We start from the raw sequence: 18,999 nt of genomic DNA, 5'->3' as shown, positions 1-18,999 counted from the left end.
CCGCCCCGCCCCAGCCCCGCAAGGACCCGCCCATGGCCCGACCCCGCTACCGGCACCACACCCGCCCCGGCCTGCTGGTGTGGTCACTCCTGCTGACCACCCACACCGCCGCCGGCACCGTGCTGCTCAGCCTCAGCCTCGCCGCCGCAGCACTCTCCGCCATCTGGGTCGGCCTGCCACTCCTGGCCGCACTCACCCGCCTCCTACGCGGCCACGCCCACACCCACCGCCGACTCCTCGGCCACCTCCTGGCCACCGGACCCGTCCCCGCACCCGCCTACCGCCCCCTCACCGACACCCGCCTGACCACCCAACTCACCACCCTGCTCACCGACCCCGCCACCCGCCGCGACTACACCTGGCTCGCCGCCAACAGCACCGCCGGCCTCATCCTCGCCGCCCTCCCACCCACCCTCCTCGGACACGGCCTCCTCGCCCTCGCCCACACCTACACCTGGCGCCACGCCCCCAGCTTCTACGCCCTCCAACCCGTCACCACCCAACCCGACGCCTGGCCCTCCCTCATCACCGGCGCCCTACTGATCACCCTCGCCCTCCTCCTCACCCCCACCACCGTCCACACCTACACCCGCCTCAACCGCCGCCTCCTGGCACCCACCGAACACGACCGCCTCACCGCCCGCGTCGCCCACCTCGCCACCTCACGCGCACACACCATCGACGCCCAAGCCTCCGAAGTCCGCCGCATCGAACGCGACCTCCACGACGGCGCCCAAGCCCGCCTCGTCGCCCTCGGCATGAACCTCGGCCTCGCCGAAGAAACCCTCACCCGCGACCCCCAAGCCGCCCACCGCCTCCTGACCGAAGCCCGCGAAACCACCCGCCAAGCCCTCACCGAACTCCGCGACCTCGTCCGCGGCATCCACCCGCCCGTCCTCGTCGAACGCGGACTCGACGGCGCCATCCGCGCCCTCGCCCTCACCCACCACATCCCCATCGCCCTCGACATCGACCTGCCCGGCCGACCCCCCGGCCCCGTCGAATCCGCCGCCTACTTCGCCGTCGCCGAACTCCTCACCAACACCGCCAAACACGCCCGCGCCACCCGCGCCTGGGTCCGCATCAACCACGGCCGCGACCGCATGGTCATCACCGTCGGCGACGACGGCCGCGGCGGCACCGACCCCCGCGCCGGCACCGGACTCACCGGCATCCACCGCCGCCTCGCCGCCTTCGACGGCACCATCAACACCCACAGCCCCACCGGCGGACCCACCATCATCACCATGGAACTGCCCTGCGGCATCGACACCCCCCACCGCACAAACCCCGCACCACCCCCCGCCCCGCCCCCGGCGATGGCACCATAAACCCCACCAGCCCCACCCGCGGGCCCCACCACACCCCTACGGAGCCACCGTGCGCGTCGTCATCGCCGAAGACCTCGCCCTCCTGCGCGACGGGCTCATCCGCCTGCTCACCGCACACGACTGCGAGGTCGTCGCCGCCGTCGACAACGGCCCCGACCTCCACAAAGCCCTCACCCACCACCGCCCCGACGTCGCCGTCGTCGACGTCCGCCTACCCCCCACCTTCACCGACGAAGGCCTCCAAGCCGCCATCAGCGCCCGCCACACCCAACCCGGCCTGCCCATCCTCGTGCTCTCCCAGCACGTCGAACAGCTCTACGCCCGCGAACTCCTCTCCGACGACCGCGGCGCCGTCGGCTACCTCCTCAAAGACCGCGTCTTCGACATCAGCCAGTTCATCGACGCCATCCACCGCGTCGCCGCCGGCGGCACCGCCATGGACCCCGCCGTCATCGCCCAACTCCTGGCCAAACACACCGACACCGGACCCCTGGCCCAACTCACCGCACGCGAACGCCAAGTCCTCGCCGAAATGGCCGAAGGCCGCTCCAACTCCGCCATCGCCGGACGCCTCTACATCACCGAAAAAGCCGTCAGCAAACACATCAACAGCATCTTCACCAAACTCGACCTGCCGCCCTCCACCGACGACAGCCGCCGCGTCCGCGCCGTCCTGGCCTACCTCAACCAGTGATCAACCAGCGAACCGATCGCCGCGCGGCAACTCCCGCCCCCGATACAACCCCTCGATCTCCTCGGCGAACGCCCGCAGCACCGCATCACGGCGCAGGCTCCCATCAGCCAGCACCAGACCCCCCGCCGCCGTGAACTCCTCGGCCAACACATGAAACGCCCGCACCGCCCACTCCGCCGGCACCGCCTGATTGGCCGCCACCACCGCCGAACGCACCTCCGCCCCCAGATCCGGATCAGCAGCCAACTCCGCACGCGACAACGACAGCGGCCGATTGTTCACCAACCGCCAGTACTCCACCTGATCCGCCGCCAACGTCACCAGCGCACTGGCATAGGGCCGCCCCCCGGCGACCACCATCGCCTGGGCCACCAGCGGATGCGCACACACCCGCTGCTCCCACACCCCCGCAAAATCCGGCTCGACCGCACCCGGCCGCCCACCGCCGACCTCCCGCACACGATCCCCCGCACGCGTGGCCTGCGCCCGCAACCGCCGCCCCACCACCACAAACCCCGCATCGTCCAACTCCCCCGCCACCCCCGAGGCCAACCACCCCTCCCACACCGCAGAACGCCCCGCGTCCTCATCCCCCCGATAACCCGCGAACAACTGCGGCCCCCGCGCACACAACTCCCCCTCACCCGAAGGCTGCACCGACACCCCCGCCAGCGCCCGGCCCACCGTCCCCGCACGCCGCGACTCCGGCGCCCCCGCCGCAACCGCCCCGCACGCCTCCGGAACCCCCCACACCTGCACCAACGGCACCCCAGCACCGTTGAAGAACCCGTCCAACTCCTCCGGCAGATCCCCGCCCGCACACACCACCAGCCGCGCATGCCCGCCCAACGCATCACGCACCCGGCCGTAAACCCACTCATACATCGCCCGCGACATCCGCCGCCACGCACCCTTGCGCCGCGCCCGGTCGAACTCCACCGCCAGCTCCGCAGCCACCTTGAACCGGTCCACCTGGTCCCACCCGTTCGGCGGAGCCGACGCCCTCACCGCCGCGAACACCCGCTCGACCAGCCACGACCGGCACACCAGCACCTGCGGCCCGAACGACCGCACATCCCGCAGCAACCGCGGCCCCCGCCCCACGAACCCCACCGGCGCACGCACCAACCCGCACGCCACCAGACCCGCCAGCGCACCCGGCTCCCACAGCCCCAGCTCCACCAGCACACGGCCCGCACCCTCGCGCTCACCCCGGCGCCGCCCCTCCAACACCGGCCCCAGCCGCTCCACCAGCGCCTCCGCCGCCGCCAGCACCGCACCGTGGGTCAACACCACACCACGCGTCCGCACCACCGTGCTCACCGGATACACGATCGCCGCCACATCCCGCAGCGACTGCTCCTCCCGCCGAAACCGCACCGCAGTCGAATCCATATACGCCCCAGGACGCGCGATCCCCTCCAAACCCCCCTGATCGAACCGCCACACCCGCGCCAACGCCGTCAACTCACGCCCCAGCGCCCCCACCGCCGCAGCATGCCGGCCGTCCTCCAACACCACCGCCGCCGGATCGCAGTCACGCAGCACATACTCCAACCGCTCCGCCGACACCCCCGGCGGCACACACACCACCGCGGCCCGCACCACCCAGGCCGCCAACACCACCAGCGCGCACTCCACCCCCGGACGCGCCACCACCACCACACGATCGCCGGCCCCCACACCGACACCGATCAACCCCTTGGACACCGCCGCCACCTGCGACGAGAACTCCCGCGACGTCAACGGCCCCCACGCCGCCGCCTCGGCGTCCAACCCGAGCAGAATCTCCTCGCGCGCCGCACCCTCACACCAGTGATACGGCAGATCACCCAACCCCCGAAGCCGCCCCTGACCGACCGCACCAACCGACGACTCCACCATCAGCCCAGACTCCTCACAGCCGGCGGGGGGACCGGCGAGACACCCCCGTGCGCGCCTCACGCGAGTGGCCCTACTGTGCACGCAAATCTCACCCTGCGGCAACCCGTGAAACACCGGCCCCAACACCGAAAACCGCTACCCTGCCCCCCAACACGAAGCGGCCCCGGCCGATCACCGACCGGGGCCGCCCATCACACCGTCATCCCACGTCACACCGCCGAACGACGCGCCCGCTCCCGCACACGCGCCGACCACCACGACGACACCGCGAACACCGCACCCGAGGCCACCCCCACCGACCCCATCACCACGGCCATACTCGCCAGACTCGCCTCACCCGAATCCGTCCACCCCGCCATCGACGACAACCCGCCCCCCAACGCGAACTGCAGCGACCCCATCAGCGCCGACGCCGTCCCCGCCACCGCCGGCACCTGCGAGGAGATCGCCAGCGTCGTCGCATTCGGCATCACGAACCCCAAGCTCAGCATCATCGTGAAGAACACACACGTCAGCGCCACCAGCGCCCCCGGACCCGACAGCCCGCCCAGCGCCAGCACACCCAGCACCCCCACCGCGCACAGCGCCGCAACCAGACCCCCGGCCAACCGCCGCGACGTCTCCACCCTGCCGATCAAATACGCGTTCACCTGCGTGCCGATCATCAGCCCCGCCGTGTTGACCGCGAACATCAGCGCGAAGCCCTGCTCCGAGGCCCCGAACCGGCTCTGCGACACGAACGAGAACGACGACACGTACGTGAACAGCATCGCGAACGCCAACCCCAGCGTCAGCGTCGGCCCGATGAACCGCACATCGCGCACCAGCGAACCCACCGTCCGCAGCAGCGAACCCACCCGAAACGGCCGCCGCACCGACACCGGCAGCGTCTCCGGCAACCACAGCGCCACCACCGTCAGACTCACCAGCGCCAGCACACCCAGCGCCACGAAGCTCACCTGCCACGGCCCCACCCGCAGCAGCTGCGCCCCCAGCACCGGCGCCAGCAACGGAGCCAACCCCGTCACCAGCATCAACCGCGAAAAAAACCGCGCCGCCTCATCACCCTCGAACACATCGCGCACCACCGCACGCGCGATCACCGCACCCGACGCACCCGCAATCCCCTGCACGAACCGCAGCACCGCCAGCGCCGACGCCGAGGTCACCAGCACACACGCGAACGACGCCAGCGCGAACGCCGCAAAACCCACCAGCAGCGGACCGCGCCGCCCCAGCGCATCGCTCAACGGGCCGATCACCAACTGCCCCAGCGACAACCCCAGCATCATCGCCGTCAGCGTCAACTGGATCTGCGCCTGCTGCGCATCCAGATCCGCCGCGATCTGGGGAAAGGCCGGCAGGTACAGATCCGTCGCCAAGGGGCCGATCGCCGTCAGCGTCCCCAGCACCAACACCAGCAGCGCGAACGACCGCCGCGGAACCCGACCCGACTCCGTACGCAACCACCCCGCCGACGCGGGCACCCCGGATAACCGGCTCTGCGACAACGCCACAACCTCCACATCATCCAACGATCCGATGACCGGGGCACGACCGGCCCCGGCGACAACCTGCACACTGCTCCTTCAACGGGCAACGCACCGCCCGCACGCACTCATCCCCCGCCACCGCCCCCGCAGCACCCGGCACACGGTGACCTTGCCCACCCCGATTAGTTAGCACAACTAACCACACCGCCAGACGGCCGCCCCCGATCCCGACCCCCTCCACCGCTACCGCCGGCGCCTCACAACACCAACCGATCCACCAACCGCGCCAACTCCCCCGCCGCATCCCGCGTCAACCCCGTATGAATCGCCCCCGGCTGCACAATCGTGCTCCGCGGCGACGTCAACCACCGAAACCGCCGCCCCGCATCCTCATCACGCGCCGGACCGGCACCCGCACCACCCCGGCACACCAACTCCACCGCATCCAAGGCCCGCCCCACACCACGCACATCCACCCCCGGATCCAGCGCCCGCAACCGCCCCTCGTCCAACACACACCGCGCACCCAAAAACCCCTGCGCACGGCAATACACGATCACCCCCGCATTCACCTGCTCCCCCCGCTCCAACCGCGGCACCACCCGAACCAGCGCATACTCGAACACATCACGCACCACCGTCGCCCCAGGCACCCCGCAGCCGCTCACCGCCGCACCTCCGGCAACCACACACGCTCACCGACACGCGCCAGCAGATGCGCCACATACGCATCCCGAACCTCACCCGCCGAACCGAACCCCGGCTCCTCCACCAACCAGTCATCCGGCACCAAACCGACGACCTCGCGCAACAACTCCCCCGTAACCCGCGGCGCCAACTCCGCATCAGCCGCCACCAGATCCGGCCCCGCCGGCACCATCACATGATCATCCGCGTCATACGCCCGTACCGCGGCCCGATCCGCATCCCGCCAATTATGGTGAAAGATCAACGACGCACCATGATCGATCAGATACGGATCCCCATGCCACACCAGCATGTTCGGATTCCGCCACGTCCGATCCACATTCCCGATCAACGCGTCGAACCACAACACCCGGCCGGCGAAAACCGAATCGACCTCGAACACCAACGGATCGAAACCCAACGCCCCCGGCAGGAAATCGATCCCCAGATTCAACCCGCCACTGGACTTCAACAACTCCTGCACCTCGGGATCGGGCTCACTGCGCCCGATCACCGCATCCACCCGCACCAGCGCCAACACCGGCACCGGCAACCCCAACGCCCGCGCCAACTCCCCCGCTATCACCTCGGCCACCAGCGACTTGCGCCCCTGACCCGCACCGACGAACTTCACCACATACATGCCGCAGTCATCGGCCTCGACCAGACCAGGCAGCGAACCACCCTCACGCAGCGGCAGCACATACCGCGTCGCCGAAATCTCCTCAAGCTCCTCTAGCACCCCGACAGCATACGAGCGCACCCCCGCGATACCGTTTCACCCATGCGGCTCAGCGACGACACCGAATTCTGCGAGCACGTCTCCCACACACTCGCCCAGCTCAACGGCGTCCGCGCCGTCTCCCTCGGCGGATCCCGGGCCACCGGAACCCACACCGCCGACAGCGACTGGGACTTCGCCGTCTACTACCGCCACCGCTTCGACCCCGACGACCTGCGCGCCATCGGCTGGCCCGGCGAGGTATCCGACATCGGCGGCTGGGGCGGCGGCGTCTTCAACGGCGGAGCATGGCTCGACATCGACGGCCGCCACGTCGACGTCCACTACCGCGACCTCGACGACGTCGAATTCCGCATCGCCGAAGCCCGCAAAGGCCGCTTCGACGTCGAACTCCTCCCCTTCCACCGCGCCGGCATCCCCACCTACCTCGTCGTCGCCGAACTCGCTCTCAACGAGGTCCTGCACGGCGAACTCCCGCGCCCGCGGTTCCCCGAGGAGCTGAGCCGCAAGGCCCCCGAGCGCTGGTGGACCCAAGCCCGGTTCGAACTCGCCTACGGCCGCGGCGCCTACGCCGAGCGCGGCCACCTGACCGGCACCGCAGGCACCATCGCAACCGCCGCCACCCAGGCGGCCCACGCGGTCATGGCCGCCCGCGCCACCTGGGTCACCAACGAGAAGCGCCTGCTCGACGTCGCGGGCCTGCGCCACGTCGACGACATCCTCGCCGGCCTCGACTCCGAGCCCGCCACGCTCATGGCCGCCGTCGACGCCGCCAACCAACTGCTGGAGAAGGCGGTCACCGAAGCGACGTCCTGAACGCGGGGACCATCCGGCTGTACTGGAAGTGAACTTTCACCGCTGGCAAGCGGCTGCGTCGCCTTTGGATAAGTAGGTGCGGCGTAGCCGCTCCTTATTGAATAGAGGGTTATAAAGAATCTTCTACAGGCGCCTTTACAGCGTAGATTTATTGGCGGACCGGATGTCTCCCGGGCTCGGCCCGGATCGGCCTGCCGTGTGCTCCGCTTGCCCGTCCGGCGGTGCCACCGCGCCCGCCTCTCCGCCTTCCCCTGCGCGAGGTGAAGGTAGGCCGGACGTCTCATGGGTAGAACGCGCAGGTGAGAGCGGGGCGCCGAGGGGCGCCCCCTCCCCTGCTACCGGGGCATCGCCCTGCGCAGGCGCCGATACAGGGAGCCGAGATGACCCAGACCAGCCGCGCACCGTCCGCCCCGGCCTGGCCGGCCCTGGAACTCCAGGAGTGGGGCCCGACCCGCGACACCCTGCACATGTGGACCCAGATCATCGGCAAGGTACGGCTCGCGCTGGCACCGATGGTCAACCACTGGTGGCAGGTGCCGCTCTACGTCTCGCCCCGCGGTCTGACCACCTCGGCCGTCCCCTATGACGCCGGCCTGCTCGACGCCGAGTTCGACTTCTGCGAACACCGGCTGCACCTGCGCACCAGCACCGGCGGCAGCCGCGACGTGGTCCTTGAGCCCAAGCCCGTCGCCGAGTTCTACGCCGAGACCGCCGCCGCGCTGCGGGGTCTGGGTGTCGACGCCCCCATCATGGCCGTGCCCGTCGAGGTGGAGCGGGCGGTGCCCTTCGCCGAGGACACCGAGCACGCCTCCTACAGCCCCGACCACGCCCACAGGTTCTGGCGGCAACTGGTGGCCGCCGACCGCGTACTGAGCCGCTTCCGGTCCCGCTACATCGGCAAGACCAGCCCGGTGCACTTCTTCTGGGGAGCCATGGACCTCGCGCTCACCCGGTTCTCCGGACGCGAGGCGCCCACTCATCCCGGCGGCGCGCCCAACTGCCCCGACTGGGTGATGGTGGAGGCCTACTCCCATGAGCTCTCCAGCTGTGGATTCTGGCCCGGCGGCTCCAGCGAGGGCAGCTTCTACTGCTACGCCTACCCCGAGCCGCCCGGCTTCGCCGAGTACCCGATCGGCCCGGCCGGCGCCCACTACGACCGCGGCCTGGGCGAGTTCCTGCTCCCCTACGCCGAGGTCCGGCAGGCGCCCGACCCCGACGCCGCGCTCCTGGAGTTCCTGCAGGGCGCCTACGAAGCCGCCGCCGTCAACGGCCGCTGGGACCGCGCCGCGTTGGAGGACGACCCCGCACGCCGGGGCGCACCCCGGTAAGGCGGCGATACGGCCCCTGCCGCGGTTCCTGCACGATGAGCCCTACCGGGGCGTGATCGGTGCCCGGCCCGGCGTCGCGGAGGGCTGCGGGTGCTCCTTCGGCGCGCCCGAGCAGCGAGGCAGCGCGTTTCGCGTGGATTCCCGGGGCCAGGAAGGGGGCGGATGAGCGGCGCCGAGTGATCTGATGAACATCCGGTGGCGCCTAACCTGGATCCGTGCAGAATCGGGTCGACGGGCTCTCCCATCGCCAGCAGCAGCTCCTCCGAGCGTGGCTGCCCACTGCCGAGGTGGTCGCCGACCACAGCTGGGGACTCGTCGGTACCACGGTGCTCGAGTTGCGGCACGAAGCACAGCGCTACATAGTCAAAGCCGGTGATGAGAACGACCGCCACCTTGCGCGGGAGATTCAGGCCCACCACAGGTGGCTGCGGCCCTGGACCTCGATCGGTCGGGCACCCGAGCTCGTGCATGCCGATCATGACGCAAAGCTGATCGTGACCCGGTACGTGCCCGGCAGGCTGGTCCAGGGAACCGATGCTGAGCACGAGCCACACACCTATCGGCAGGCCGGCGAACTGCTTGCCTGCCTGCACGAGCAGGCGAGCATCGACGACACCGGGTTCGAGGCGCGGGAGAGGGAGAAGACGCTGCGGTGGCTGGACAAGCCACACCGGATCGATCCCGACGTGGTTCTGCGACTGCGCCGCATGGTGGAGTCGTGGCCGACCCCGCCGAGCAGGCTGGTGCCGACCCACGGTGACTGGCAGCCCCGCAACTGGCTCATACATGAGGAAACGGTAAGCGCGCTCGACTTCGGTCATTTCGACCTGCGTCCGGCCTTTAGCGATCTGGCGCGGCTGGCCGAGAAGCAGTTCCGTGCTGACGCCGCGCTCGAAGCAGCCTTCTTCGACGGCTACGGGGCGGATCCGCGGGAGCAGGCCGCGTGGCAGCGCAACCGGATCCGCGCAGCGGTCGGGACCGCGGTCTGGGCCTATCACGTCGGCGACGAAACGTTCGAGCGGCAGGGGCATCGGATGCTCGCCGAAGCCCTCGGCGGGGAGCCTCACCGCTATCGGCGCTGATGAGGAGCGCGCGCCCTTCGGAGGATCACTCCGGGTTTGTGACGACCAAGGTGTCTAGCCATCAGACTTTCCTTTACAGTGTAGATTAAATCCAGAAACCCGTTGCGGCTGCACAGCGGCGCCGCTTAACCTCGCAGGCACTATGGGCAACTTCCACGCGATCGTCGACCGCCGGTGCCCGGTCCGGTGGTCCGCGGCGCTGCTCGTGCGCCGTCCCCGCCACCGGTCCGCCGCCCCGGACCGGTCCTTGCGCATCCTCGGCTGATCAACCGCCGACCCGCCGGCGCCGCGCCCTGCGCGCCGCGCCGCAGGCCGCGCTGCCCGCGCGCGCCCATCTCCGGTCCTGGGCCCGTCCCGTCCACGTTTCCGCCGGACGGGCAGCCGGGATCAGATCCGCTGTCTCATCGCGCCGCCATGCGGCCGCACCGTGCTGCCCGTCCTTCTGCGCCGGCCCCGCGCCGGCCGGATTGGACCGCCCATGGCACGCGACACCCGTCGCCGCGGCAGGCGCTACACCCCCGACTCCCCCGTCACCGCACGGGAACGCCGCCGCGCCTACTCCCAGAACCTGCTCACCGATACCGCCACCGCCCGCCGCATCGTGCGCGCGTCCGGCGTGGGCCCCACCGACACGGTCGTCGAGGTCGGCGCCGGTACGGGAATGCTCACCCGGTTGCTGGCACCGGCCTGCGGCCTGCTCACCGCCTACGAGATCGATCCGCGCCTGGCCGCCCGGCTGCGCTCGCGTATTCCGCCGGCGGTGCGCGTCGTCGAAGGCGACTTCCGCCGGGCCAGACCGCCGCAGCGGCCGTTCCACCTGGTCGGCAACATCCCCTACGGGGCCACCGCCGACATCGTGCGCTGGTGCCTGGAGGCACCGCAGCTGGCCTCCGCCACCCTCGTCACCCAACTGGAGTACGCGCGCAAGCGCACCGGCGGCTTCGGCAGGTGGAGCCTGCTCACCGTCCGCAGCTGGCCGGAATTCGACTGGCGCATGGCCGGGCGGATACCGCGTGAGCGCTTCGCGCCCGTTCCCCGCGTGGACTCGGCCGTACTGCGGCTGATACGCCGGGAGCGCCCGCTGCTGCCCCGCGAAGAGCTCGGCGCCTACCGCGCCGCGGTGGAACTGGGCTTCTCCGGCGCGGGCGGCAGCCTGCGGGCCTCGCTGCGCCGCGGCTACGGCGGACGGCGCGTGGACGCGGCGCTGGCGGCGGCCGGGATCGGGCGCACGGACGTGGTCGCCCACGTCTCCCCGGACCAGTGGATCGCCCTGCACGCCCGCCTCAACGGGCGCAGGCGCTGAGGGTACGCCCGACTGCTCCCGCGGCCCGTCGCGTCGGCCGCGGGAGCCCGCATCTCCGCGCGGGTTGCGGAGGCTCCCGCGGCCCGCTTACGGCCGATCCCCCGCCCGGTGCGCACCCGCGGCCGTCACCACCGCGCGGTAGCGTCTGCGGCGACACGACACGCGAGGGAGGGCGGGTGTGCTGATCCTGCACGGGTGGTGGCGTCCCGGCGAACCGGGGCGGCCCGGGGCGGCCCTGCTGTGGGCCGAGGACGACGCACCGCCCTCCCCCGCCCCGCCGCCCGCCGCCGGCTCGGCGGTGCCGGACCACCCCTTCGCCGCGCCCCTTGAGCGGCTGCGCGCGGCCCTGGCCTCGCTGGCGGGCGCCGCCGTCGCCGACGCATGCGGCCCGGCGGAGGCATCCCTGCGGCTGCCCGCGACCGAGGCCGGCCCGCTCCCCTCCCCCGCGCTCGGTTCGCGCGCCGCATCCCCGCCGCCCGGCGGCACGGGCTGGGGCACCTGGCGGGTTCCCTGCATGCGCCTGCCCGCCGCCCAGGCGCCCGCGCTGCTGGAGGCCCTGCACCCCGCGGGCCGGTCCCGGCAGGCCGGGGCGGGAACCGATGCGGGACCCGGTGCCGCCCACCTCGCCGCCGTCGACGCCTTCGCCGCACGACTGCTGGAGGCCGGCCACCTCCTGCCGCGCGTCCTGGGCGACCCGCCGCAGGCGCGGTGGCGCCCCGTCCTGACCGGGCGCGGTGCCGAGCACTTCGCCGCTCTGGTGGCGGCCCTGCCGCCCTCCGCCGCCTGCGGTGAGGACGCCGGCACCGCGCGCACCGCGGTCTACCGGGCGCTGGGCGACCTGCTCGACGCCCGGGCCCGCCGCCGCCTGGCGCAGTGCGCCCCCGCAGGCGGGGGCCACCGGCTGGCCGCCGCCCTGAGCCGCCCCGACGCCCGCCTGGATCCCCGCGCAACGGCCGCCGAGAGCGACTCGGACATGGCCGGGCGGCTAAGCGCCTGGCACACCGCCGCCCAGCGCGAGGCCGGCGGCGCCCGGCTGGTCTTCCGCCTGGCCGAACCCGCTCCCGAGGAGCCCGGCGCACAACCGCCGGGCCGCGGCGAGCAGTGGCGGGTCGAGTTCTGGGTGCAGTCGGGCGCCGATCCCAGCCTCCAGGTCGCGCTGTCGGCGCTGTGGCTGGGCGAGGGCGCCGACCTGCTGCCCGCCGGAGTGGAGTCGGCGATGCTCGCCGACCTCTCCCGGGCCGCCCGCCACTACCCCGCCCTGCGCACCGCACTGGCCGAGCCCGCGCCCTCGGCGCTGACACTGACCACCGGCCAGGCGCACACCTTCATCCGCGAGGCCGCTCCGCGGCTGAGCGAGGCCGGGTTCGCCGTGGTGCTGCCCGAGTGGTCGGGCCGGCGCTCCCTGGCCCTGCACCTGACCGCGCGCGAGCGCTCCGGCTCGGGAGGGATCGGCGCCGACGACCTGGTCGACGTCTCCCTGGCGGCGGTTTGCGGCGGCGAACGCGTCGACCTGGAGGAGCTCGCCGAACTGGCCCGGCTCAAGCAGCCGCTGGTGCGCCTGCGCGGGCGCTGGATCGAGGTCGACCCCGCCCACCTGCGCACCGCACTGGCCTATCTGCGCCGGCGCGGCAGCGGCACCGTGCGCCGCGAGGAGGCGCTGCGCATGGCCGTCTCCCCCGTCGCGGCCACCCCGCTGCCGGTGACCGGTGTCGACGCCGACGGCGCGCTGGCCGACCTGCTCGACCGCGACGCCGATGCGGACATGGCGCCGCTGGAGCCACCCGCGGGGTTCACCGGCCGGCTGCGCCCCTACCAGCGCCGCGGAGCCTCCTGGCTGCGCTTCCTGGGCCGCCTGGGCCTGGGCGCGGTGCTGGCCGACGACATGGGGCTGGGCAAGACCGTGCAGCTGCTCGCGGTGCTGGCCGACGAGCGCCGCCCCGGCGCGGCCGAGCCGCCCGGCCCCACCCTGCTGGTGTGCCCGGTGTCGCTGGTGGGCAACTGGCAGCGCGAGGCGGCGGGTTTCACCCCCGGCCTGCGGGTGCACGTCCACCACGGCCCCTCCCGCCTGCACGGCAACGCCCTGGCCCGGGCCGCGGGATCCGCCGACCTGGTCGTGACCACCTACGGCGTCGTGGCGCGCGACTCCGGCGAGCTCGCCGCGATGCCCTGGCACCGGATCGTCTGCGACGAGGCCCAGGCGCTGAAGAACGCCGGCACCGCCCAGGCGCGGGCGGTGCGGCGGCTGCCCGCGAACTCCCGCGTCGCCCTGACCGGCACCCCGGTGGAGAACAACCTGGACGAGCTGTGGTCGGTCATGGAGTTCGCCAACCCCGGGCTGCTCGGCTCCCAGCAGGCGTTCCGCGAGGGCATCGCCGCGCGGGTGGAGCGCGCCGCCGCCTCCGGCGGTGCCGGCGACTCCGACGACGGCTCCGCCGCGCAGCTGCGGCGCATCACCGGCCCCTTCATCCTGCGCCGGCTCAAGACCGACAAGGCGATCATCGCCGACCTGCCCGACAAGCAGGAGAGCCGCGCCTGGTGCACGCTGACCCCCGAGCAGGCGAGCCTGTACCAGGCCGCCGTCGACGAGCTGGCCGAGCGGCTGGAGGACGCCGAGGGCATCCGCCGCAGAGGCGTCGTGCTTGCGGCCATGGCCCGTCTCAAGCAGATCTGCAACCATCCCGCGCAGTTCCTCGGCGACGGCTCGCCGCTGGCGGGCCGCTCGGGCAAGCTGGAGCGCCTCTGCGACCTGCTGGAGCACGCCATGGCCTGCGGCGACAAGGCGCTGTGCTTCACGCAGTACACCGCGCTGGGCCGGCGGCTGGCCCCCTACCTCGCCGAGCGGTTGGGCCGCGAGGTCCTCTGGCTGCACGGCGGCACCCCGCGCGCTCGGCGCGAGGAGCTGATGCGCCGCTTCCAGACGCGCCCGGAGCCCATGGTCTTCCTGCTGTCGCTCAAGGCCGCCGGGACGGGGCTGAACCTCACCGCCGCCAACCACGTGCTGCACATCGACCGGTGGTGGAACCCGGCCGTGGAGGACCAGGCGACCGACCGCGCGTTCCGCATCGGCCAGCGCCGCGACGTGCAGGTGCGCAAACTGGTGTGCGTGGGGACCGTGGAGGAGCGGGTGGACGAGATGATCGAGCGCAAGCGGCGGCTGGCCGCCAGCGCCGTGGGCACCGGCGAGGACTGGCTCGGCGACCTCTCCACCGCCGAGCTGCGCGAGGTGGTGCGCCTGGCGCCCGAGGCGGTGGCGCCGTGACCGGCGCGGGCGCCCCGCAGTCCGCGGGGTGGGTGGCGCGCCGCCTGCGCGAGCTCCTGGAGCGCGACGGCGACGCGGTCCGGGTGCGCCGCGGCCGGATCCTGGCCGCCCAGGGCGCGGTCTCGGCGGTGAAGGTGGCGGCGGGCGAGGCGACGGCGCTGGTCCGGGGTTCGCGGGCCCGCCCCTACCGCGTCAGCGTCATCACCCCGGTGCTGGGTGGCCAGGAGTGGCGGACGCTCGCCCGCGCCCTGGGCACCCAGCCGGTCTTCGGCGCCGCGCTGCTGGCGGGCGCGTTCCCGCCGGAGGTGGAGCGGGTCTTCGGCGTCCTGGGGCTGCGGCTGCTGCCGGAGCGCCTCGGCGATCTGGTGCTGAACTGCTCCTGCCCCGACTGGGGGGACCCGTGCAAGCACGCCGCGGCCGCGCTGTACGTGCTGGCCGAGACCCTGGCGGGTGACCCGATGCTGCTGGCGGAGTGGCTGGGCCGGCCGCGCGGCGAGCTGCTGGCGGAGCTGCGGCGCCACGCGCGCGCTCCGCGTGCGGTCGTCGACGGGGCCGCGGCGCTGGCCGAACCCGATCCGCCGGGCGTGGCCGAGCCCGACATGCCGAGTGAGCCTGCGGCGTTCTGGCGTGCGCCCGCGCTGCCGGAGCCGCCGGAGCCCGGGGATACGGGGCGGGCGGCCGCCCTCGCCGGGCCACCGCCCGCGGCCGGCGCAGCCGAGGCCGCCGGCGCTGAGGAGGCGGCCGACCTCGCGGAGCTGCTCGCGCCGCTGTATGAGCGCCTGGCCGACACGGGGCACCGCGGCCGGTGAGCGCTGAGCCGGCGGGTCAGCCGGCGCCGGCCGCCAGGACCCGCAGCAGCTCGGCGGCGCGCTCGCCCTCGGCGGCGGGCACGAAAAGGTGATCGTGGTGGTATCCGGCGACGACGTTGCAGGCGATGCCCGCCCGGGTCAGCGCCGCCGACACCGCGGCGGTCAACCCCACAGCATCGAGCGCGGAGTGCACCCGCAGCGTGATCCAGGCGGCGGCGAAACCGTAGGCGAGCCCGGCGGCATCGGCCTCCTCGCGGGTGCAGACCACGGTCAGCCCCTCGTCCTCGGCGACGGTGACCACCGGGTGCACTCCTGCGGGCACCGCGGCCGCGCGGGCGAAGACGTAGGTGCCCGGCCGCAGCTGCGGCCGCAGGCCGGCCAGCAGGCGGCCCAGGTCGCGTTCGGGGGTGTGCACGCGGTCCTTCCCGGCGCCGGAGGAGGTACGCTCGGCGCCTCAGTGCCCGGGGATGTCGGAGGGGCGGATGCGAAAGACCTGCAGCCGCGTGTTGTAGTACTTCTCGGTCTCGCCCACCCACTCCATGCCGAGCCGGCGCGCGGTGGCGATGGCGCGGGTGTTCTTCGGGCGGGCCACGGCGAACAGCTCCTCGATGCCCTGCTCGAAGGCCCAGGCGATGACGGCGCGGGCGGCCTCGGTGGCGTAGCCGTTGCCCCAGGCGTCGGGGCGCAGCTGCCAGTGCAGCTCGAAGTCCTCCTCGAACGGCGGCAGGAGGCGCAGCGAGAGCCCGCCGATCAGCTCGCCGTCCTGCCTGCGCACGATCGCCCAGCGCCCGGCGGGGGGCAGGAAGTTGGGCTGGGCCTCGACCCAGGCGTGCAGCACCGAGCGCATCGCCTCGACGTCGTGGACGGTGCGCATCTCGGGGGTCAGCCAGCGGGCGACCTCCTCGGCGCCGTAGATGCGCAGGGCCGCCTCGGCGTCGTCGGTGGTCCAGTCGCGGATGGCGAGGCGTTCGGTGCGCAGCTGAGGGCTTGACGTCATATCGGGCATGCTAACCAAGACCGGGCGATTCGACCGTGCGCCGCGCCCGGGTTCGCGGACCGGTGCACCGGTTCGACACCGTGGTGCCGCCCGCCCCGGAATGCAGAGCGGGGGCCGCCCGGCCGTGCCGGTCGGCCCCCGCTCCGGGAGCTTTGTCGCTCAGACCGTCCGGACTCAGATGCCCTGAACGTTCTCGGCCTGCGGCCCCTTGGGGCTCTGCGTGACGTCGAACTCGACGCGCTGGTCCTCTTCAAGGTTGCGGAAGCCGGTGCCCGCGATGTTGCTGTAGTGGACGAACACGTCCGGGCCGCCGGCATCCTGCTGGATGAAGCCGAAGCCCTTTTCGCTGTTGAACCACTTCACGGTGCCCTGCGTCATGCTGGATCTCCTCATTCCCGAGATCGGTATCGGACCCGCACTCTGCGGCGTCCGAGGGTGCTGCGAACCTTTCTCCGGAACGAAAAAACGCCCGCTGGTCAAAAACTCCGCGGGCGATCAAACGTGGATCCATGCGAAATCAAGACTGCAACCCGAGACTCACTCTAGCACCACCGGCGCACATGTGTGGAGTGTCGTGGGACACACCGGCGATCCGCGTGTCGCCCGGCGCGCCCCGTGTCCGCTTCCCGCGGTGATGGCCCGGCCGCGGTCCGGTCCGCCCGCCCCCGGGAGGGCCCCCGGGGGGCGGGCCGCATCGGCTCAGCTGCGCGCGCCCCGCAGCAGGCGTGCGAGATCCACCAGGCTGCGCCGCCTGCCCCAGGCGATGGTGCCGACGATGACGCCGAGGATCACAGGGGTGGCCTGGTTCTCGCCGATGTAGGCGACCTGGACGACGAACGCGCCGATCATCAGCCCCACGAAGCAGATCCCGGCCAAGGCGGCCAGGACCGGCACCATCAGCGCGATGCCTCCGGCCAGCTCCAGCACGCCGACCGTATACATCAGGCCCGGACCGGCGCCCATGCGCTCGAAGATGTCCAGGGCGTAGGAGGAGCCGGCGAGCTTGGGCAGGGCGCTGGCGAAGATGAAGAACAGGCCGGTGAGGACCTGCAGGATCCACAGCGCGATGTGGACCCAGCGGCGGGGCCGGGCCGCGTCGGTGGAGCCGGCCTGCGCGGTGCTGACGGGATCGGACATCTCGGTCTCCTCGGTGAGTCGGTCGTCTCAGGGGTAGACCGGTGCCGTCCCGAGAACTCATCGCTCGGGGCCGCCCTCGACAGGAGGGACGCCGAAGGTCACGCGTCCCGGGGGCCCAGGCCGGCGGGCAGACCGAACAGCGGGAACATGCGCTCGGTGTCGAGGAAGCTGGTGATCGAGGTGATGTGGCCGCCGTTGGTCTCGATGACCTGCAGCGCCCACGGCTCGAACGTGCCGCCGGGACCGCTGGGGCGGTACTGGCCGAAGGCGGCGGTGCCGTTGGCGACGACGGGGACCAGCCGCGAGCCGCGGCAGCCGTGTCCGGGGCCGGTCATCCAGGCGGCGATCGCCTCGCGGCCTTGAAGCCACAGGGCGTAGGGGGGCATGGACATCGCGGCGTCCTCGCGCAGCAGCGAGGTGAGCGAATCCAGGTCGTAGTGCTCGAAGGCGTCGACGTAGCGGTCCAGCAGGGCGCGCTGGGCGCTGTCGTCGGGCCGCAGCGGGTCGGTGGCCTCGGCGTCGTCGACCGCCGCCATGGTGGCGCGGGCCCGCTGCAGCGCGCTGTTGACGGAGGCGACCGTGGTGTCGAGCAGGTCGGCGACCTCCTGGGCGCGCCAGGCCAGGACCTCGCGCAGGATCAGCACCGCGCGCTGGCGGGGGGCGAGGTGCTGCAGCGCGGCCACGAACGCCAGGCGCACGGAGTCGCGCAGGGCCACCTGCTCGGCGGGGTCGTCGAGGGCCGGCAGCGCCCGGCTGTCGGGGAAGGGCTCGACCCAGGTGCTGTCGGGGTAGGCCGGACCGAGCACGGCGTCGGTGCCCTGGGCGGGCCCCATCTCCATGGGCCGGGCCCGCCGGGACCGGCCGTTGAGGATGTCCAGGCAGGTGTTGGTGGCGATGCGGTAGAGCCACGACCGCAGCGAGGAGCGCCCCTCGAAGCGGTCGATGGAGCGCCACGCGCGCACCATCGCCTCCTGGACGGCGTCCTCGGCCTCGAAGGCCGAGCCGAGCATGCGGTAGCAGTATCCGGTGAGTTCGGTGCGGTAGGCCTCGAGCTTGCGCTCGACGTCCTCGACCGCGATCGCCCCTTCCGCCGGAGAGTCCTGCCCGGGTGTTGCCGCGAGATCGCTCATGACTGTTCCTATGCAGAGACCGAAGACGGGGCCCACCACCCGAGCCGCGGGGCGCGTGCGGTGTCTCCGCTGGTTATGACGACAATCCTCACGCTAGCTGCGGGGTGTGACAAGAACCCTAGAGCGACTGCCGGCCACACTCGGTGAACACCGCAGACCCCCACGTCCAGTGCGCTCTGCTGTTCGCCGCTTCACCGGAACACAAGGAATGGAATCAGTAAAAAAGGTGCCTTTACGTCGTAGATTAAAATCTGCGTGCGCACCGCCGGGCCCGGGTCCCCCCCGATGCCGGGTGTGTTTGGCGCGG

The 18,999-nt window shown here is 72.4% G+C and carries 17 protein-coding genes; 8 read left to right on the top strand and 9 right to left on the bottom strand.

Annotated elements, in window-relative coordinates; all coding sequences use genetic code 11:
* Positions 1 to 32: 32 nt before the first annotated feature.
* Both FZ103_RS05140 and FZ103_RS05135 read left to right on the top strand, forming a co-directional pair.
* A complete protein-coding gene (locus FZ103_RS05140; RefSeq protein WP_155999266.1) occupies positions 33 to 1,331 on the top strand; it encodes a sensor histidine kinase in 1,299 nt (432 codons plus the stop codon).
* 49 nt (positions 1,332 to 1,380) lie between these two features.
* A complete protein-coding gene (locus FZ103_RS05135) occupies positions 1,381 to 2,025 on the top strand; it encodes a response regulator transcription factor (protein ID WP_186355838.1) in 645 nt (214 codons plus the stop codon).
* On the opposite strand, the gene FZ103_RS05130 is transcribed toward FZ103_RS05135, so the two are convergent.
* The 4 genes from FZ103_RS05130 to FZ103_RS05115 form a co-directional block, all read right to left on the bottom strand.
* Positions 2,026 to 3,909 carry an AMP-binding protein gene (locus tag FZ103_RS05130; RefSeq protein WP_155999263.1) on the bottom strand — a complete coding sequence of 628 codons (1,884 nt, stop codon included), beginning with the start codon at positions 3,907 to 3,909 and terminating at the stop codon, positions 2,026 to 2,028.
* 209 nt (positions 3,910 to 4,118) lie between these two features.
* On the bottom strand, positions 4,119 to 5,375 hold the full coding sequence (locus FZ103_RS05125) for a multidrug effflux MFS transporter (protein ID WP_255429787.1): 1,257 nt from the start codon (positions 5,373 to 5,375) through the stop codon (positions 4,119 to 4,121).
* Between the two features lie 284 nt (positions 5,376 to 5,659).
* Complete coding sequence (locus FZ103_RS05120) at positions 5,660 to 6,040, bottom strand: DUF3037 domain-containing protein (RefSeq protein ID WP_186355873.1); 381 nt, start codon at positions 6,038 to 6,040, stop codon at positions 5,660 to 5,662.
* A 26-nt stretch (positions 6,041 to 6,066) separates the two neighbouring features.
* Entirely contained in the window at positions 6,067 to 6,831 is a 765-nt protein-coding gene (locus FZ103_RS05115; protein WP_186355837.1) for a HipA family kinase, read from the bottom strand.
* 42 nt (positions 6,832 to 6,873) lie between these two features.
* Between FZ103_RS05115 and FZ103_RS05110 the strand changes: the two genes are divergently transcribed.
* From FZ103_RS05110 to FZ103_RS05085, 6 genes are all read left to right on the top strand, one after another.
* Positions 6,874 to 7,647, top strand: coding sequence for a nucleotidyltransferase domain-containing protein (locus FZ103_RS05110; protein ID WP_155999260.1), 774 nt, complete (start codon positions 6,874 to 6,876; stop codon positions 7,645 to 7,647).
* Positions 7,648 to 8,027: 380 nt separating this feature from the next.
* The gene (locus FZ103_RS05105; RefSeq protein ID WP_155999257.1) at positions 8,028 to 8,975 is read left to right on the top strand and encodes a DUF5996 family protein; all 948 of its coding nucleotides are present in this window, start codon (positions 8,028 to 8,030) and stop codon (positions 8,973 to 8,975) included.
* A 215-nt stretch (positions 8,976 to 9,190) separates the two neighbouring features.
* Positions 9,191 to 10,057 (top strand): aminoglycoside phosphotransferase family protein, encoded by an 867-nt coding sequence (locus FZ103_RS05100; protein WP_186355836.1) that lies wholly within the window; start codon positions 9,191 to 9,193, stop codon positions 10,055 to 10,057.
* Positions 10,058 to 10,535: 478 nt separating this feature from the next.
* Positions 10,536 to 11,360 (top strand): ErmE/ErmH/ErmO/ErmR family 23S rRNA (adenine(2058)-N(6))-methyltransferase, encoded by an 825-nt coding sequence (gene erm, locus FZ103_RS05095; protein WP_155999254.1) that lies wholly within the window; start codon positions 10,536 to 10,538, stop codon positions 11,358 to 11,360.
* Positions 11,361 to 11,538: 178 nt separating this feature from the next.
* Positions 11,539 to 14,619 (top strand): SNF2-related protein, encoded by a 3,081-nt coding sequence (locus tag FZ103_RS05090; protein WP_343233386.1) that lies wholly within the window; start codon positions 11,539 to 11,541, stop codon positions 14,617 to 14,619.
* Positions 14,616 to 15,428, top strand: a complete 813-nt coding sequence (locus tag FZ103_RS05085) for an SWIM zinc finger family protein (RefSeq protein WP_343233385.1) — start codon at positions 14,616 to 14,618, stop codon at positions 15,426 to 15,428. The genes FZ103_RS05090 and FZ103_RS05085 overlap by 4 nt, the downstream gene beginning before the upstream one ends.
* 16 nt (positions 15,429 to 15,444) lie before the next feature.
* On the opposite strand, the gene FZ103_RS05080 is transcribed toward FZ103_RS05085, so the two are convergent.
* From FZ103_RS05080 to FZ103_RS05060, 5 genes are all read right to left on the bottom strand, one after another.
* Positions 15,445 to 15,843 carry an ACT domain-containing protein gene (locus tag FZ103_RS05080; RefSeq protein ID WP_186355835.1) on the bottom strand — a complete coding sequence of 133 codons (399 nt, stop codon included), beginning with the start codon at positions 15,841 to 15,843 and terminating at the stop codon, positions 15,445 to 15,447.
* Between the two features lie 39 nt (positions 15,844 to 15,882).
* Positions 15,883 to 16,425 (bottom strand): GNAT family N-acetyltransferase, encoded by a 543-nt coding sequence (locus FZ103_RS05075; protein ID WP_155999251.1) that lies wholly within the window; start codon positions 16,423 to 16,425, stop codon positions 15,883 to 15,885.
* Positions 16,426 to 16,599: 174 nt separating this feature from the next.
* Positions 16,600 to 16,803, bottom strand: a complete 204-nt coding sequence (locus FZ103_RS05070; RefSeq protein WP_155999248.1) for a cold-shock protein — start codon at positions 16,801 to 16,803, stop codon at positions 16,600 to 16,602.
* 321 nt (positions 16,804 to 17,124) lie between these two features.
* Positions 17,125 to 17,562, bottom strand: coding sequence for a DoxX family protein (locus tag FZ103_RS05065; protein WP_155999245.1), 438 nt, complete (start codon positions 17,560 to 17,562; stop codon positions 17,125 to 17,127).
* Positions 17,563 to 17,660: 98 nt separating this feature from the next.
* Positions 17,661 to 18,692 (bottom strand): sigma-70 family RNA polymerase sigma factor, encoded by a 1,032-nt coding sequence (locus tag FZ103_RS05060; protein ID WP_155999242.1) that lies wholly within the window; start codon positions 18,690 to 18,692, stop codon positions 17,661 to 17,663.
* Positions 18,693 to 18,999: the final 307 nt, after the last annotated feature.

This window comes from Streptomonospora sp. PA3, from assembly GCF_009728995.1.
Classification (GTDB): domain Bacteria; phylum Actinomycetota; class Actinomycetes; order Streptosporangiales; family Streptosporangiaceae; genus Streptomonospora.
This window is presented reverse-complemented; position numbering and strand designations above follow the sequence as displayed.

Coding starts and splice junctions, on each gene's coding strand:
- FZ103_RS05140 (WP_155999266.1), top strand. CDS start 33: ATGGCCCGACCCCGCTACCGGCACCACACCCGCCCCGGCCTGCTGGTG.
- FZ103_RS05130 (WP_155999263.1), bottom strand. CDS start 3,909: ATGGTGGAGTCGTCGGTTGGTGCGGTCGGTCAGGGGCGGCTTCGGGGG.
- FZ103_RS05110 (WP_155999260.1), top strand. CDS start 6,874: ATGCGGCTCAGCGACGACACCGAATTCTGCGAGCACGTCTCCCACACA.
- FZ103_RS05105 (WP_155999257.1), top strand. CDS start 8,028: ATGACCCAGACCAGCCGCGCACCGTCCGCCCCGGCCTGGCCGGCCCTG.
- erm (WP_155999254.1), top strand. CDS start 10,536: ATGGCACGCGACACCCGTCGCCGCGGCAGGCGCTACACCCCCGACTCC.
- FZ103_RS05075 (WP_155999251.1), bottom strand. CDS start 16,425: ATGACGTCAAGCCCTCAGCTGCGCACCGAACGCCTCGCCATCCGCGAC.
- FZ103_RS05070 (WP_155999248.1), bottom strand. CDS start 16,803: ATGACGCAGGGCACCGTGAAGTGGTTCAACAGCGAAAAGGGCTTCGGC.
- FZ103_RS05065 (WP_155999245.1), bottom strand. CDS start 17,562: ATGTCCGATCCCGTCAGCACCGCGCAGGCCGGCTCCACCGACGCGGCC.
- FZ103_RS05060 (WP_155999242.1), bottom strand. CDS start 18,692: ATGAGCGATCTCGCGGCAACACCCGGGCAGGACTCTCCGGCGGAAGGG.